Consider the following 14,063-nt stretch of genomic DNA (forward strand, 5'->3'; position numbering starts at 1 on the left):
CTGCATGAACGGGCCCGGACAGGACCGCCTCGGTCCGACCGCCCGACAGTTCCCAGGGACCTTCCACGAACGGGCCCGGACGTCCGACGGCCTGCCTCTTAATCCCTTTGTCGCAGGTTCGAGTCCTGCAGCGGGTACCAGCTTTTGAATACGGATCGGGCGGTCGGAGGGGCCTCTGCGGCGCCCGGCTGGGAGGTCTGACAGCAGCACTGACAGCAGCTGGCTGGACGCAGCCAGGGGCTGTGTGATCGGCGCGCCAGACCGCCCCTCAGAAGGGGAAGGCGACCAGGCCGCAGGCGCCTCGGGTGCGCATCAACATCTGATCGTCCTGCGCGGCGACCTGGCCGGGGATGCCCGTCGGCGATGCGAACGACTCGGACGAAAACGGAAGTGGCGTGGGGATCGCGGTCGGGCCCGCCGTTGAGAGGGGGGACTCGACTGACGGTACCGCGGCACGGCAAGCGCTCCCCAGCAACCAGCTGTCGCCCAGGCGCCGGAACTGGTACTCCAACGCGATCAGCTGCGGTTCGAAGATGACCGTCTGGTAGCCGTTCGCACCGACCGCAACATCCCGCTTCACCCGGATCGTCGCCTCCACGGTCATCCCATTCGGGTTGCCCGACACAAGGCGCGCCGAGCCCACGCGCTCATATGACCGCTCCCGCCGGGAACCTTCAGCCCGCAGATACTCCATGAACGCCCTGTCGACCTCGAACGCCGTGTCGCTCACCGTCCTGTTGAGCTGCACCAGGTCCCGGTCTTCGTAGGCGGTCTGCACACCCTGAAGGTATCCATCGACGACGTCGTTCGCGGCAGGGAGAGGAGCGGGACCTGCAGGCAAACTCGGACCGCCGCAGCCGCACGAAAGGCAGACCACGACGGCTCCGGTCATCGCAGCGGCGGCGCCGCTTCGAGTTGGCTTCACCCATTCGCTCCGGACGTCAGCTCGAACCGGTCGACCCCGTCAGGACGCGATTCATCCTTTCCGCTGCCTCCTCCTGCAAGGCGGGGATGACGTCACTGTAGGTGTTCAGGGTGAGACTGATCTGAGAGTGCCCCAGCACCTCCATGACCACGCGCGGCGACACGCCCTGAGCCAGCAGCAGTGAGGCACACGCATGCCGAAGGTCGTGGAACCGCTGCCGCCGGAGCCCCGATGCGGGCCGATCGTGTCATCGAATGGTGGCACGTACTGAGTTAAGAGAGCAACCCTGAGAGCAACCGGAGGAGGGTCCATCGCTCTCACCGTCGCCGCGCCATTCCGATCAGCCCGATCGCCGCCAGCGCGCCCAGGCACATCAGTCCCTCGATGACCAGCGACGTGGTGATCAGCCGGCCCACGCTGCTGGTCCCGATGAGAACGCCCATCAGCGCGTAGAGCACCGCGGGGACCGAGATCACCGCGAAGAGGACCCGAGGCATCGACCTCCTCCAGCCCGGCGGCGACGGGATGACGTGACTGTACGTGTTGAGGGTCAGGGCCACCTGCGAGCCCGAGCACCTTCATGACCACCCGCGGCGAGACGCCCTGGGCGAGGAGCAGCGAGGCGCAGGCGTGGCGGAGGTCGTGGAACCGCTGGCGGCGCAGCCCGGTCCGCTCCAGCAGCCGCTGGAACCAACCGGATGGTGACGCTGCTGGCGTGGAGCGGGCGGCCGAGCTCGGTGACGAAGACGAGGTCGAGGTCGGCCCAGAGCTGTGCGGCGACGAGTCGCTCCTCGAGCTGCCGGGCCCGGTGGGCGCGGAGTTGGGCCACGACCACCGCCGGCAGGTGGACGGTCCGCCGGCTCCGCCGCGTCTTCGGCTCGACCAGCCGGAAGACGCCCTCGATCCGCTGGAGGGAGTTGCGGACGGCCAGGGTCCCCCTGCGGAGGTCGACGTCGCTTGCGTTAGGGCAGGGAGACCGCCGCCACCCAGCGCCCGTCGGAGGCCTGCCGGTAGATCGACCCCTCGTTGTTGCCGCGCTTCGCCGCCATGGTCACCAGTCCACGCCGGGCCGTAGCTCGTCGCACCGCGGAGGCTCGCTGGGACGCCGAAGGGGAGGCGACGGAGCGCCAAGGGTCGGCGGACGGCCGGCCTGGGCCGCGCGGCGCCGGACGAAGGCCTCGACCTCCGCCTGGGGGATGCGAACGAGCCGGCCGATGGGAACCGGCCCGATCTCGCCGCGCCGGACGAGCTCCCGGACCTATCGGGTGGTGCAGCCGAGGAGCCCGGCCACCTCGGCGGCGCTGTAGAGCCAGCGGGCTCCCCAGCGGTCGCCGGCGATCTTGGCGGGCTGCGAGCCCTTCACCGACGAGCAGCGTGACGCTGTGAAGCGGGCCTGCGAGGCCCTCGACCGCGGTGAGGGCATCGCGCTCGAGGCAGCTGATGGCGGAGCTCGACGAGGCTGGCTGACCCGCCCAGCTGGCGGATCATCGCCTCGTTGCCCACAGCACTTCCCCGAGCTCCCTCGAGCGCGAGAACTCTGCCCGGCCGGTGAGCCACCGAGCGCGAGCGTGAGCGTTGCCGAACCCGAGAAAGGCGTCTAGCATTGCCTGCCATGTCTCGTACAAGAAAGCTCGCGCTCGCCGTCATCGCCGCCGTCGTCGGCCTGTCGTTCAACGTCGTCGGAGTCGTTCCTCCGGGCCAAGCCCACGGCACCACGGCGTTCGCCTTCACCCAGGCCGATCCGACGATCACCATCACCAACGAGGGCCTCACCTACCCGTTCACCCCGACACAGGTCAACGGCAGGGTCGGGGGATGGATCATCGTCACCAACAAGGATCCGAACTGGATCCACAACGTTCGCGCCGAGGACAACTCCTTCGAGGTGGACATACTTCCGGGGAGAAGCGCGAGGCTGATCGTATCGAAGGCTGGAAGGTATCCGTACTACTGCAAGTACCACCCCGCCAACCACAACCCCGCCACGCTGACCATAACGTGAGCCCGCGCCTTCGGGCGCGTCCAACCCACCCGCCTGCGAGACGTTGGTTCCCGCCAATGTAGGTTGGAGGAGCTGGGTGACGTGGGGCGACCCTCGCTGCAGCCACGGTGCACGGTCCGGTGACCGCCCGAGGTCGGCCCCCGGCCTTCCGCCGCCGGCAACCCGCTACGCTGCCGCTGCATCGGCGCCGGAGTGCACACCGGGCTCAGCGGGGGAACGGCTGTCATCATCGAAGGCCGGCGAGGCGGCTTCGTCAGGAGGCGGGCTCGGATTCGAGGCTGGTACGGGACGCTCTCGGGGCTCAGGGCGGACACGGTCGAGATCCGGCTCGTCCTCGGCGACGGCGCCGTCCACCTGGTGCGCTTCCCGGTCACGAGCGGCGGGGCGAAGGTGTGGATCGGGATCACGCCGGTGGGAAGCGGCCACCGGTTCGGCTTCCTCGAGGTGCGCGACGGGCCCGACGGCCATCCTCACATGCGTCTCTCCGTGCCGGTGCCGCCGGACGACGAGCTGTGGATGCACGAGGGCAGTGCGTCGACCGCCGACGCGGAGGCCTTCGTGGTGCTCACCGCCACCAGCTTTCGGGTCGCGATCGTCGCCACCCAGCCGGCCGGTCCAGACGGCGGCTGATCGCCGAAAACCACAATCCCCACAAGGGGTCGACGGTCGTCGGGACCGGGCTCGACGGCAGTGAATTTGACACCGTGTTCAGGCTACGTTTACCTTGGGTGGCCTCCGGCTCATCAGCCAGAACGAGAGGAGGGGTCCCGGGATGCGACGTGTCCTCGTGGGCATCGGTGCGCTGATCGCCGTCGCCGGCGTCAGCGGCTGCGGCGGCGCCAGGGCGACCGAGGCGCCGGCGAGCGGCGCCGCTCAGGTGCGGCTGGAACCGGTGCCGGGAACCGATCGCGACGTCGTGGTCCTCACCGCGGCCGCGGCGCTGCGGCTGGGCGTCAGGACCGAGGCGGTGCTCCCGGCGATCACCGCGGCCGGCGGTGACACCGCGGCCCCCGCCGACCAGTCGCTCGTCCCCCTCGCCGCCATCCTGTACGACCGCAACGGGGCGGCCTGGATGTACACCCTCACCAGGCCGCTGGCATTCGCGCGCGTGCCGGTCACCGTGGTGCGGGTCGAGGGCCTCGGGGCGGTGGTGCAGTCGGGGCCGGCGGTGGGGACGCAGGTGGTGACCGTCGGCGGCGCCGAGCTGCTCGGCGCCGAGCACGGGGTCGCGAGCGGCTGAGCCCGGTCCCCGCCGGCACGCGGGGGCGCCGGTGTGGTCAGCTGGTGCGGTGTTCTGCATGACCGGGACCGGAAGGCCGCCGCGCCGGCTCGCCATCGCCGTCGCCGTGCTGGTCACGCTGGTGGTTGTCGGCGCGACCTGGGTGGTCGCCCGGCAGTTCCTCGCCCATGCCACGCCACCCCCCGGGGTCAGCCTGACGGGTGGCGTGGGGTCATGAGCGAGGACACCACTCTCTACTTCAACCCCGCCTGCAGCAACTGCCGGACTGCGCGCGGGCTGCTCGAGGGGCGGGGGGTGCCGCTGCGCATCATCGAGTACCTCGAGGAGCGCCCCGGTCGCGAGGAGCTGGAGCGGCTGATGACGATGCTGGGCATCGACGATCCGCGCGCGATGCTCCGCGAGAAGGAGCCGAGGTACGCTGAGCTCGGCCTGGCCACCGCGAGCCGGGAGGCGGTGCTCGACGCCGTCGTCGAGAATCCGATCCTGCTCCAGCGGCCCATCATCGTCCGCGGCGACCGGGCCGTGATCGGGCGCCCACCGGAGCGTCTGCTCGAGCTCCTCTGAGGTCAGACTCCCGGGGATGAGCGGTGCCGACGAGACCACCGACGGCGCTCCCGGACCGGTGATCCGCGGGCTGTCGACGCGGATCGTCTACGAGAACCGCTGGATGCGGGTGCGCGAGGACGAGATCCTGCGTCCGGACGGCTCGACCGGCGCCTACGGGGTGGTCGACAAGCCCGACTTCGCGCTCGTCATCCCGCTCGACGGCGACGGCGTCCACCTCGTCGAGCAGTACCGTTACGCGGTGGCGGCGCGGTCGTGGGAGTTCCCGCAGGGCACCTACCCCGACCGTCGCGACGGCGACCCCGCCGAGCTGGCCCGGATCGAGCTCGAGGAGGAGACCGGCCTGCGGGCGGCGCACCTCCAGCACCTCGGCTATCTCTACCAGGGGCCGGGGCACAGCAGCCAGGGGATGAACGTCTTCGTCGCCACCGGGCTGTCGCCGGGCCAAGCTCGCCGGGAGCTCGAGGAGCAGGACATGCGGCAGCGCTGGGTCAGCCGCGCCGAGCTCGAGGAGATGATCGGCCGCGGCGGTATCCGCGACTCCTCGTCGGTCGCCGCCTACGCCCTGCTGGTGCTCCACGAGCGGCGCTCCGAGCCGTCCGGATGAGCCTCCGCCTCCCCGATCCCTGCCTGGTGGTGCTGATCGGCGCCTCGGGATCGGGGAAGTCCACCCTCGCCCGGCGCCACTTCGGCGACACCGAGGTGGTCTCCTCCGACCGCTGCCGGGCCCTGGTCGCCGGCGACGAGATCGCGCGCGACGCCGACGAGGACACCTTCGCGGTGGTGCACGCGATCTGCAGCGCCCGCCTGCGCGGCGGGCTCCTCACCGTGGTCGACGCCACCAACCTGCACGCCGCCTCCCGCCGCACGGTGGTGGGGCTCGCCCGCGAGCACGGCCGGCCCGCGGTGGCGCTCGTCCTCGACCTCCCCGAGGCGGTGTGCCAGGAGCGGAACCGGGCCCGCGGCGAGCGCGGCGTCGGTCCCCACGTCGTCCGTCATCAGCAGCTGCTGCTGCGCCGGGCGATCCCGGAGCTCCAGGGGGAGGGCTTCGACCAGGTCGTCGTCCTCGAGGACGACGCCGCCGTCGAGGCGCTCCGCGTCGAGCGGGCCGAGCACCCGGGCGGCGGCGCGCCGGAGCCCCGGCAGGTGGTCGCCGATGCCGGCGACGGCGGCCCCGGCTACGCCCTCGACCTGAGCGCGGCCGAGCGCACCCGCTACCGCTTCATGGCGCAGCGTGCGCTGCGGCTGGAGGGCGAACGGTGGCGGCGGCACGGGGTGGTGCCCGGGGCGCGGGTCGCCGACGTCGGCTGCGGCCCGGGCGCGGTGCTCGTCGAGCTGGCGCGGCTGGTCGGCGACACCGGAGCGGTGGTCGGGGTGGAGCCCGGAGCCGAGGCGCGCGCCGCCGCCGCGGAGGAGATCGCGGCGGCGGGGCTGACCAACGCCGAGGTGATCGAGGGACGCGCCGACGCCACCGGCCTCGCCCCGGGATCGCAGGACGTGGTGATGGTCCGGCTGGTCCTCTTCCACGTCGGCGCCGGCGCCCAGGCCGCCGTCGACCACCTGGCGACGCGGGTGCGGCCGGGCGGCCACCTCTACCTCGCGGACGTCGACGTCACCGGGGTTCGGATGAGCCGCGACGACGACGACGTGCTCGAGGGCGCGGAGCGGTATCGGGAGTTCCAGCGGCGCCGGGGCTGCGACGTCGCCATCGGCCCGCGCCTCGGCTCGCTGGTGCTGACGGCCGGGCTCGACCTGGTCGACCGCGACGCCGTGATCAACACCATCCCCCGCGAGATCCTCGCGCTCGGCGGTGCGCTGGCGGCCTCCCAGCGGGAGATGCTCGCCGCGGGGGCGGCGACCGAGGAGGACGTGATGCGCTGGACCGCGGCGCGGCGCCGGATGCTGGAGAGCCCGGACGCAGCGATGTTCGTCCCCACCTACCTCGCGGTCGGTCGCCGTCCCGAGTAGGGTCGGGGCACGGCCGGTCACCTGGCCGGCGGCGGGCCGCCTCCGGGTGAGCAGGGCCGGTGGGAGCGAAGGAGGATGTGATGGCCAGGACGGTGGTGGTCGGCGCCGCGCTTCTTCTCTCCGCGTGTGGCTCGGCGGGTCCGGCGGCGTCGCCGAGCCCACCCGCCGCCACCTCGGCCGCCACGATCGCGGCCACCTCGACAGCGGGAACCACCGGCACCTGCCTGCAGCGCTCCTCGCCACCGCCGCCGGCGGCCTCCGGCCCGGGGCCGCAGGTGCCCGCGCTCGCCACCGTCCAGTTCGTCTCGCCGCGGCAGGGGTGGGTGGCGGGCCGCGGCCGCATCCTCGCCACCACCGACGCCGGCACCACCTGGACGGCGCAGTACCAGGGACCGGCCCAGATCACCCTCGTCGACTTCGTCGACGCCCGCACCGGCTGGGCGGTGGCCCTCGACGGCCTGCTCGGCACCACCGACGGAGGCGGCTGCTGGCGCCGCCTCGGCGAGCCCTCCCAGCTCCTGGTCGCGGTGCACTTCGTCGACCCGCGCCGGGGCTGGGGGGTCGCCGGCTCGACCGCGGTGCGCGCGAACGGCCTGCCCACGACGGTGGCGCTCGGCGACGGGGTGCCGGTGCAGCCCGCCGGCGGGCGCCTGGTGACCACCGACGACGGCGGCCGGAGCTGGCACGATGTCGCCACCACCCCCCCTGACGTGCAGAGCGTCTGCTTCAGCGACCCCGGCCACGGCTGGCTCGGCGCCGGCGGCCAGCTCTACCGCAGCATCGACGGCGGCGCCGGCTGGCAGCTCGTGCCCGGGCTGCCCTTCCCCAGCGGAGGCAGCGGCGTCGTCTCCCTCCAGTGCGCCGCGCCGGACTCCGCATGGCTGCTCGACCTGAGCCTGCAGGGCGCCGCCGGCAACTCCCCGTACGCCGCCTTCGCCGCCAGCGGCGGCCATCCGCCGGTCGAGCTCTTCGAGGACATGTTCGGGGGTGGCGCGAGCCGTCCCATCCCCGGCTCCTTCCCGGGTCCGTTCAGCGTCCTCGGCGCCACCGCCGCCGCCTTCCTCGGACAGACCGGGGCGCTGCCCCCCAACCCGGTGGGCTTCGAGGAGGCGGCCGTCGCCGGCACCACCGTCTCGATCACCCACGTCGAGAGGGTGCCGGGCATCGACCGCGCCTGGGGCGCCGGCTTCACCAGCCCCACCACCGGCTGGGTGGTCGCCGACACCGGCGGCGAGGCGGGCCAGGCGGTCATCCTCGCCACCACCGACGCCGGCCACACGTGGATCCGGCAATACGCGACCGCCCGGTAGCCCGGTCGCGCTGGGCGTCGAGCGGCGGCCACCGGCCGGGTGGCATCAGCGTGAACACGACCGGGGCGGACGGAAGGGCGGGACCCGACAGGGTCCCGCCCCGCCCTGCCCCCGAGAGGACGGGCATGGCACCCCCAGCTGGTACCCGGCACTGGTGGACGTTCCACCGACCGTTCTGCCTCGTCCGTCGAGAAAGCGGCGTGGTTGGCGAGGTTGGAGTGATCCAGCCTCTGCTCCTGCAACGGCGGACGCGTCCACATCTTGCAGGTCGGGCGGAGCTCGGCCGGGCGGAGGGCGCCCTACGCCTGACCGCGGCGGCCGCGCAGCGCGACGACCGCGACCAGCGCACCGGCGCCGAGCGCCAGGAGCCCGGCGGCGCCGGCGGCCACGCCGGTGGACGGGATGCCCGGACCCCCGGCCGGCGACGGCACCGCCGCCGCCTCGCCGGTGCCCATGGCCGGCGTCCCGGCGGCGGCACCGGTCCGGCCGGCGGAGGTGAGGATCCCCGCCGCCTGCCCCGGGAAGTCCAGCAGCCGGTCGACGGAGCCGACCGCAGCGCTGCCCACCCCGCCGCTGGCTCCCGACCGGAGGAGGGTCACCACGAGGACCCCGGGAACCGCCGCGGGGATGCCCGGGCTGTCGCCGGCGCGGCCGAGCAGCTGGGCGCCGCCGACCGAGGCCACGTACGCGTCACCGTGCTCGTCGCCGGTCGCCTGGGAGTGGAGGACGATGATCACCAGCGCGCCGTTGGCGAGCCCGATGTCGGCGCCGTTGGCGGCCCCGTAGCCGCCCGACCTCGCACCGGAGTGGGTGGCGTCGGCGAACGTCTCGAGCACCGCCACGGTCACCAGTCCGCCGGTGGTCGAGTCCTCGCCCGACGGCAGCACCCCGAGGTCGACGAGCGCGGACCGCGACTGCGACGCCGGTGGGCCGCCGGTCTCGGTGCCCGTCTCCCAGCTGGCCAGGGCGATGTCGAGGACCGGATTGCCGGGCAGGGCGACCAGGGAGCCCCGGGCGGAGCCGCCGCCGCGGCTCGAGCCGCCCACCAGGTCGTGGCCGAGCAGCCGCAGCGCGGTCGCCCGGGCGGTGGTGCCCTCGGGCCCGGCGCTCGCCGCGGTGCAGCTGACGCAGGTGTCGAGCGGCGCCACCTCCAGGCCGGTGGCGGCGGCGCCGCCGGGGGGCGCGACCACCGCCGCGGACGCCGAACCGGCGCCGGCTGCGACCGCGGCGGCGAGGGCGAGCGGCGCCAGCGCCCGGAGCATCACCGCGCCGCCACGCCCGCGAGCGCCGCGGAGAAGGTGTCGAGGTCGGAGTCGGAGAAGAGCGCGAACCGCACCTCGCGCAGCGGCGTCCCCTCCTCCTCGAGCGCCTCCCGCGCCGCCTCCACGGCGATCGGCGCCGCGCGCTCCACCGGGAACCCGTAGATGCCGGTGCTGATCGAGGGGGACGCGACCGTGGCGCATCCCTCGGCGGCGGCGAGCCCGAAGGCGGTGCGGTAGGCGGAGCGCAGCTGGGCGTCGCACTCCTCGGCGCGCCGCTCGCTCCAGCGCGGACCCACCGCGTGGACGATGTGGCGAGCCCGCATCCGGTGGCCGGAGGTGATCACCGCCGACCCGGTGGGGCAGCCGTCGGGGTGGCGGCGGCGCAGCTCCTCCTGCAGCTCGCTGCTGCCGGCGGCGCGGTGGATGGCGCCGTCGACGCCCCCACCCCCGGCGAGGTGGGCGTTGGCGGCGTTGACCACGGCGTCGACGTCGAGGGTGGTGACGTCGGCGCGCTCCACGGTGATCCGCCCCGCGCCCGCCTGCAGCTCACCGGACGACCTCGCCACCGCGACGCTACTCCGCCTCGTCGACCGCAGAGAAGGCGAGGCAGGCGTTGTGGCCGCCGAAGCCGAACGAGGTGCTGATCGCGAGCTTCGGCGAGGCCGTGCGTCCGACGTTGGGGACGTAGTCGAGGTCGCACTCGGGATCGGGCTCGTCGAGGTTGATGGTGGGCGGCAGGTAATGGTCGTACATGGCCAGTACCGAGACCATCGCCTCGAAGGCGCCGGCGGCCCCGAGCAGATGCCCGGTCATCGACTTCGACGACGACACCGGGATGCGCGCCGCGTTCTCCCCGAACACCGCCTTGAAGGCCCGGGTCTCGGCGGCGTCGTTGAGCGGTGTGCTGGTGCCGTGGGCGTTGATGTAGCCGACCTCCTCGGGCCGCCGGCCGGCGCGCTGCAGGGCGCGCTGGATGCAGCGGATCGCCCCCGAGCCGCTGGGGTCGGGCGCGGTGATGTGCGAGGCATCGGCGGTGGCGCCGTACCCGGTCACCTCCGCGTAGATGCGCGCGTTGCGGGCGAGGGCGTGCTCGCGCTCCTCGAGCATGAGCACGGTCGCTCCCTCGGCGAGCACGAAGCCGTCACGACCCCTGTCGAAGGGCCGCGAGGCGCGCTCGGGGTCGTCGTTGCGGGTCGACAGCGCCTGGGTGATCGCGAAGGACGCGATGGCGATCGGGGTGATGCCGGCCTCGGAGCCGCCGGCGAGCGCGGCCTCGGCGTCGCCGCGCTTGATGATCTCCGCCGCCTCGCCGATGGCGTGGGCGCCCGACGCGCAGGCGCTGACGATGGCGAAGTTCGGCCCCTTGGCGCCGAGGTCGATCGCGACCATGCCCGCCGCCATGTCGGCGATCATCGTCGGCACCGTGAACGGCCAGACCCGGCGCCAGCCCTTCTCGTGGAGGGCCAGGGTCTCGTTCTCCATGACGTCGAGGCCGCCGACCCCGGAGGAGATGATGACGGCGACGTCCTCACCCTCGGCGGCGACGTCGAGCCCGCTGTCCGCCGCCGCCTCGCGGGCGGCGACCAGGCCGAACTGGATGTACCGGCTGGTGCGCCGCGCCTCCTTGCGCCCGAGCAGCGCCGCGGGGTCGAAGCCCTTCACCTCCCCGGCGATCCGCACCGGGTACTCGCTGGCGTCGAAGCGGGTGAGCGGGCCGACGCCGCTGCGTCCCTCGCGGCACGCCTCCCAGGTGGAGCGCCAGTCGTTGCCGAGGGGCGTGATCGCTCCCAGACCGGTGACCACCACCCGGCGCGCCGGGGCAGAACCGTTGCCGCTGCCGCTCGTCATGTCCCTACTCCCATCGGCGCCCCGAGAGCGTGGTAGCCGCCGTCGACGTGGAGGACCTCGCCGCTGACGGCACGCGCCATGCCGCTGAGCAGGAAGAGGACGGCGTCGGCGACCGGACCGCTGTCGGCGCTCTCCCAGCCCAGGGGCGCCTGCTCGGCCCAGCGATCCTTGAGTCCCTTGAAGCCCGGGATCGACCGCGCCGCGATCGTCTCCAGCGGGCCGGCGGCGACGGCGTTGACGCGGATCCCCCGGGGCCCGAGGTCACGCGCGAGGTAGCGCACCACCGCCTCGAGCGCCGCCTTGGCGGGGCCCATCCAGTCGTAGAGCGGCCAGGCGACGGTGGCGTCGAAGGTCAGCGCCACCAGCGCTCCGCCGCCCGCGGCCCGGTCGGGCATCAGCGGCGCGAGCTCGGCGCCGAGCGTCTTCATCGAGAAGGCGCTCACCTGCATGGCGGTCGCCACCGACTCCCACGGCGCGGTCATGAAGCCGCCTCCGAGGCAGTCCTCCGGGGCGAAGCCGACGGCGTGCACCGCGCCGTCGAGGCCGCCCCAGCGGCGCCGCACCTCGGCGGCGACCGCGGCGACCTGGCCGGTGCTGGTCACGTCCATCTCGAGCACGTCGGGGACGGGGTCGAGCCGGCGCGCGCTCTTCTCGGTGAGCGTCATCGCCCGGCCGAAGGAGGTGAGCAGCACCTCGGCGCCGGCGCGCTGGGCGGCGTCGGCGATCCCGAAGGCGATGCTCCGCGGGGTGAGCACCCCGGTGACGAGCATGCGCTTCCCCGCCAGCAGGGCCGGCGCGGTGGCGGGGACGGAGGTCACGTCGGTCACGCTGCACACCCTAAACCGTGACGTGGGCGGGGGGTTATGCGGCGGCTCGCGGCGGAGGTGCCGCTCATCGCCGTGCCGACCGGTGGGAGCGCAGCGCCCGGACGCCGAGGGCACCGGCGCCGGCGGCGAGGGCGACGCTCACCGCACCCACCACCACGTGCACCAGGAAGAAGCCGTCGAGGTGGTGGTCGGGGTAGACGTTGCGCACGAAGGTGACCCAGACGTACAGGTTCCAGACCGCGAGGCCGACCAGGTACCAGGCGGCGCGGCGGGAGATGACCATGGCCGGGAGTCTCCTCTCTACGGGGTTGCCGGGGCGGCGGCCGCGTCCGCGGACCGGACCACGTCGAGCATGCGCTCGTGCCAGGCGGGCGACCCGGCGAGGATGTCGCCGGAGCCGTAGACGCCCCGGGGGTCGCCCTCCCAGTCGGTGACGACACCCCCCGCCTCGAGCATGAGCAGCGAGCCGGCGGCGACGTCCCAGAGCGAGAGGCCGAGCTCGAAGTAGCCGTCGAAGCTGCCCTGGGAGGTGTAGGCGAGGTCGAGGCTGGCGGCGCCGGCGCGGCGCAGGTCCTCGACACCCTCGAGCGTGGCCTGGAAGACCCGCAGATAGCGGTCGCGGTTCTCGGGGCGGCGGAAGGGGAACCCGGTGGCCACCACCCCCCGGCCGTCGCCGGCGACCGACAGCCGGCGGCCGCGGCGGTCGTAGGCGCCCAGCCCGCGGGCGCCGCACCAGAGGTCGCCGATGAAGGGCGCGCCCACCGCCCCGGCGGCGGGCATGCCGTCGACGAGCAGGCCGACGCTCACCCCGACCACGGGGAATCCGCGGAGGAAGTTGGTGGTGCCGTCGATGGGGTCGACCGCCCAGAGCGGCCCGGCGCCGCCGGTGGCCACCGTCGAGGCCGACTCCTCGGCGAGCACGCCGATCTCGGGCGCCCCGGCGGCGAGCACGGCGAGGGCGGCGACCTCGGCAGCGCGGTCGGCGGCGGTGACGTAGTCGCCCCGGCCCTTGCTCTCGGTGTCGAGGGCGAGCGGGCCGTCCCGCCACCCGGTCACCACCTCGCCGGCCGCCTCGACGGCGCGCACGGCCAGGTCGCGAAGCTCGGCGAGGGGGCGCATGCCGGACAGCGTATCCGGACGCACCGCTCCGCCGTCCTGGGCCATGATCGGCTGCGCCATGGCCGAGATCCTCGTCGGCACCGCGAACTGGGCCGACCACGAGCGCTTCTACCCGCCCGCGCTGGAGAAGGGGGTGCGGCAGCGCGAGAAGCTCACCTACTACGCCCGCTTCTTCCCCATCGTCGAGGTCGACACCACCTTCTACGGGATCCCCCGGCTGAGCACCGTCGAGGGCTGGCTGCAGCGCACCCCGCCGGGGTTCCGGTTCAACGTGAAGGCCTACCGCTCGCTCACCGGGCACGAGCGCGAGGGGGGGAGACCACGGGCCCCCACCCCCGAGGAGGAGCGCGACTTCCTCGCCGCGCTCGCCCCGCTGCGGGAGGCGGGCCGGCTGGTGGCGGTCCACTACCAGTTCCCGCCCTGGTTCAAGAACACCCCCCAGGCCCGCGACGCCATCGCCGAGGCCCGGGAGCGCCACCCCGACGACATCGTCGCCGTCGAGTTCCGCCACCGCTCCTGGTTCGACGACGGCGCCTGGCCGGCCACCGCCGAGCTGCTCACCGAGCTCGGCGCCGTCTACGTCGGGGTCGACGCTCCCCAGATCGGCGACGCCACCGCCCCGCCGCTGCTCGCGGTGACCTCGCCGCGGCTGGCGATCGCCCGGTTCCACGGCCGCAACCGGGGCACCTGGTACATCCGTGACGCCGCCAGCAGCCGCGACCGCTTCGACTACCTCTACCGGCCCTCGGAGCTGCGGGAGTGGGTGCCGGCGATCCGGGCGGCGGCCGGCGCAGGCGTGCCTGTCCATGTTGTCATGAACAACAATCGCTCCAACTACGCCGTGGTCAACGCGTTCGACCTCGCCGCCCTGCTCGAGGTGCCGTTGCCCGCCCCGCCTCCGGCCGTCCTGGAGACCCTCCGCGAGCGTGACGGACGGCTCCCGAAGTGGGCCGCGGCCGCCGGCGCCGACCTCGAGCCGCCCCCCGGCCAGCTCGACC

The 14,063-nt window shown here is 73.9% G+C and carries 18 protein-coding genes and 1 pseudogene; 9 read left to right on the top strand and 10 right to left on the bottom strand.

Annotation, left to right across the window (positions count from 1 at the left end; translation table 11 throughout):
- Positions 1-268 precede the first annotated feature (268 nt).
- From VGL20_21395 to VGL20_21410, 4 genes and pseudogenes are all read right to left on the bottom strand, one after another.
- Positions 269-778, bottom strand: a complete 510-nt coding sequence (locus VGL20_21395; protein ID HEY2706246.1) for a hypothetical protein — start codon at positions 776-778, stop codon at positions 269-271.
- Positions 779-941: 163 nt separating this feature from the next.
- Positions 942-1,142: pseudogene (locus VGL20_21400) on the bottom strand (tyrosine-type recombinase/integrase).
- A 100-nt stretch (positions 1,143-1,242) separates the two neighbouring features.
- The gene (locus VGL20_21405; GenBank protein ID HEY2706247.1) at positions 1,243-1,422 is read right to left on the bottom strand and encodes a hypothetical protein; all 180 of its coding nucleotides are present in this window, start codon (positions 1,420-1,422) and stop codon (positions 1,243-1,245) included.
- A gap of 465 nt (positions 1,423-1,887) precedes the next feature.
- Positions 1,888-2,010 (bottom strand): hypothetical protein, encoded by a 123-nt coding sequence (locus VGL20_21410; GenBank protein ID HEY2706248.1) that lies wholly within the window; start codon positions 2,008-2,010, stop codon positions 1,888-1,890.
- Positions 2,011-2,537: 527 nt separating this feature from the next.
- On the opposite strand from VGL20_21410, the gene VGL20_21415 reads away from it, so the two are divergent.
- From VGL20_21415 to VGL20_21450, 8 genes are all read left to right on the top strand, one after another.
- Positions 2,538-2,927 carry a cupredoxin domain-containing protein gene (locus VGL20_21415; GenBank protein ID HEY2706249.1) on the top strand — a complete coding sequence of 130 codons (390 nt, stop codon included), beginning with the start codon at positions 2,538-2,540 and terminating at the stop codon, positions 2,925-2,927.
- A 192-nt stretch (positions 2,928-3,119) separates the two neighbouring features.
- Complete coding sequence (locus VGL20_21420; protein ID HEY2706250.1) at positions 3,120-3,557, top strand: hypothetical protein; 438 nt, start codon at positions 3,120-3,122, stop codon at positions 3,555-3,557.
- Between the two features lie 142 nt (positions 3,558-3,699).
- Positions 3,700-4,167, top strand: coding sequence for a hypothetical protein (locus VGL20_21425; protein ID HEY2706251.1), 468 nt, complete (start codon positions 3,700-3,702; stop codon positions 4,165-4,167).
- Positions 4,168-4,225: 58 nt separating this feature from the next.
- Positions 4,226-4,384: a hypothetical protein gene (locus VGL20_21430; GenBank protein ID HEY2706252.1), complete on the top strand. Its 159-nt coding sequence runs from the start codon at positions 4,226-4,228 to the stop codon at positions 4,382-4,384.
- Positions 4,381-4,731 (top strand): ArsC/Spx/MgsR family protein, encoded by a 351-nt coding sequence (locus VGL20_21435; protein HEY2706253.1) that lies wholly within the window; start codon positions 4,381-4,383, stop codon positions 4,729-4,731. The genes VGL20_21430 and VGL20_21435 overlap by 4 nt, the downstream gene beginning before the upstream one ends.
- Positions 4,732-4,747: 16 nt before the next feature.
- Entirely contained in the window at positions 4,748-5,338 is a 591-nt protein-coding gene (locus tag VGL20_21440; GenBank protein HEY2706254.1) for an NUDIX hydrolase, read from the top strand.
- The gene (locus VGL20_21445; GenBank protein ID HEY2706255.1) at positions 5,335-6,699 is read left to right on the top strand and encodes an AAA family ATPase; all 1,365 of its coding nucleotides are present in this window, start codon (positions 5,335-5,337) and stop codon (positions 6,697-6,699) included. The genes VGL20_21440 and VGL20_21445 overlap by 4 nt, the downstream gene beginning before the upstream one ends.
- A gap of 80 nt (positions 6,700-6,779) precedes the next feature.
- Positions 6,780-8,009 (top strand): hypothetical protein, encoded by a 1,230-nt coding sequence (locus tag VGL20_21450; protein HEY2706256.1) that lies wholly within the window; start codon positions 6,780-6,782, stop codon positions 8,007-8,009.
- Positions 8,010-8,308: 299 nt separating this feature from the next.
- Here VGL20_21450 and VGL20_21455 read toward each other — a convergent pair whose 3' ends face one another.
- From VGL20_21455 to VGL20_21480, 6 genes are all read right to left on the bottom strand, one after another.
- A complete protein-coding gene (locus VGL20_21455; protein HEY2706257.1) occupies positions 8,309-9,271 on the bottom strand; it encodes a hypothetical protein in 963 nt (320 codons plus the stop codon).
- Complete coding sequence (locus VGL20_21460) at positions 9,271-9,837, bottom strand: macro domain-containing protein (protein ID HEY2706258.1); 567 nt, start codon at positions 9,835-9,837, stop codon at positions 9,271-9,273. The genes VGL20_21455 and VGL20_21460 overlap by 1 nt, the downstream gene beginning before the upstream one ends.
- A gap of 7 nt (positions 9,838-9,844) precedes the next feature.
- On the bottom strand, positions 9,845-11,119 hold the full coding sequence (gene fabF / locus VGL20_21465; protein HEY2706259.1) for a beta-ketoacyl-ACP synthase II: 1,275 nt from the start codon (positions 11,117-11,119) through the stop codon (positions 9,845-9,847).
- Positions 11,116-11,946: an enoyl-ACP reductase FabI gene (fabI, locus tag VGL20_21470; GenBank protein ID HEY2706260.1), complete on the bottom strand. Its 831-nt coding sequence runs from the start codon at positions 11,944-11,946 to the stop codon at positions 11,116-11,118. Before fabI ends, fabF begins: the two co-directional genes overlap by 4 nt.
- Before the next feature lie 64 nt (positions 11,947-12,010).
- Positions 12,011-12,229, bottom strand: a complete 219-nt coding sequence (locus VGL20_21475; GenBank protein ID HEY2706261.1) for a hypothetical protein — start codon at positions 12,227-12,229, stop codon at positions 12,011-12,013.
- 17 nt (positions 12,230-12,246) lie between these two features.
- Positions 12,247-13,125, bottom strand: a complete 879-nt coding sequence (locus VGL20_21480; GenBank protein HEY2706262.1) for an inositol monophosphatase family protein — start codon at positions 13,123-13,125, stop codon at positions 12,247-12,249.
- On the opposite strand from VGL20_21480, the gene VGL20_21485 reads away from it, so the two are divergent.
- A partial coding sequence (locus VGL20_21485; protein HEY2706263.1) for a DUF72 domain-containing protein occupies positions 13,124-14,063 on the top strand: 940 nt, incomplete at its 3' end. The two genes, VGL20_21480 and VGL20_21485, sit on opposite strands and share 2 nt — an antisense overlap.

The sequence above is a fragment of the Candidatus Dormiibacterota bacterium genome, assembly GCA_036495095.1.
In the GTDB taxonomy this organism is placed as follows: Bacteria; Chloroflexota; Dormibacteria; order Aeolococcales; family Aeolococcaceae; genus CF-96.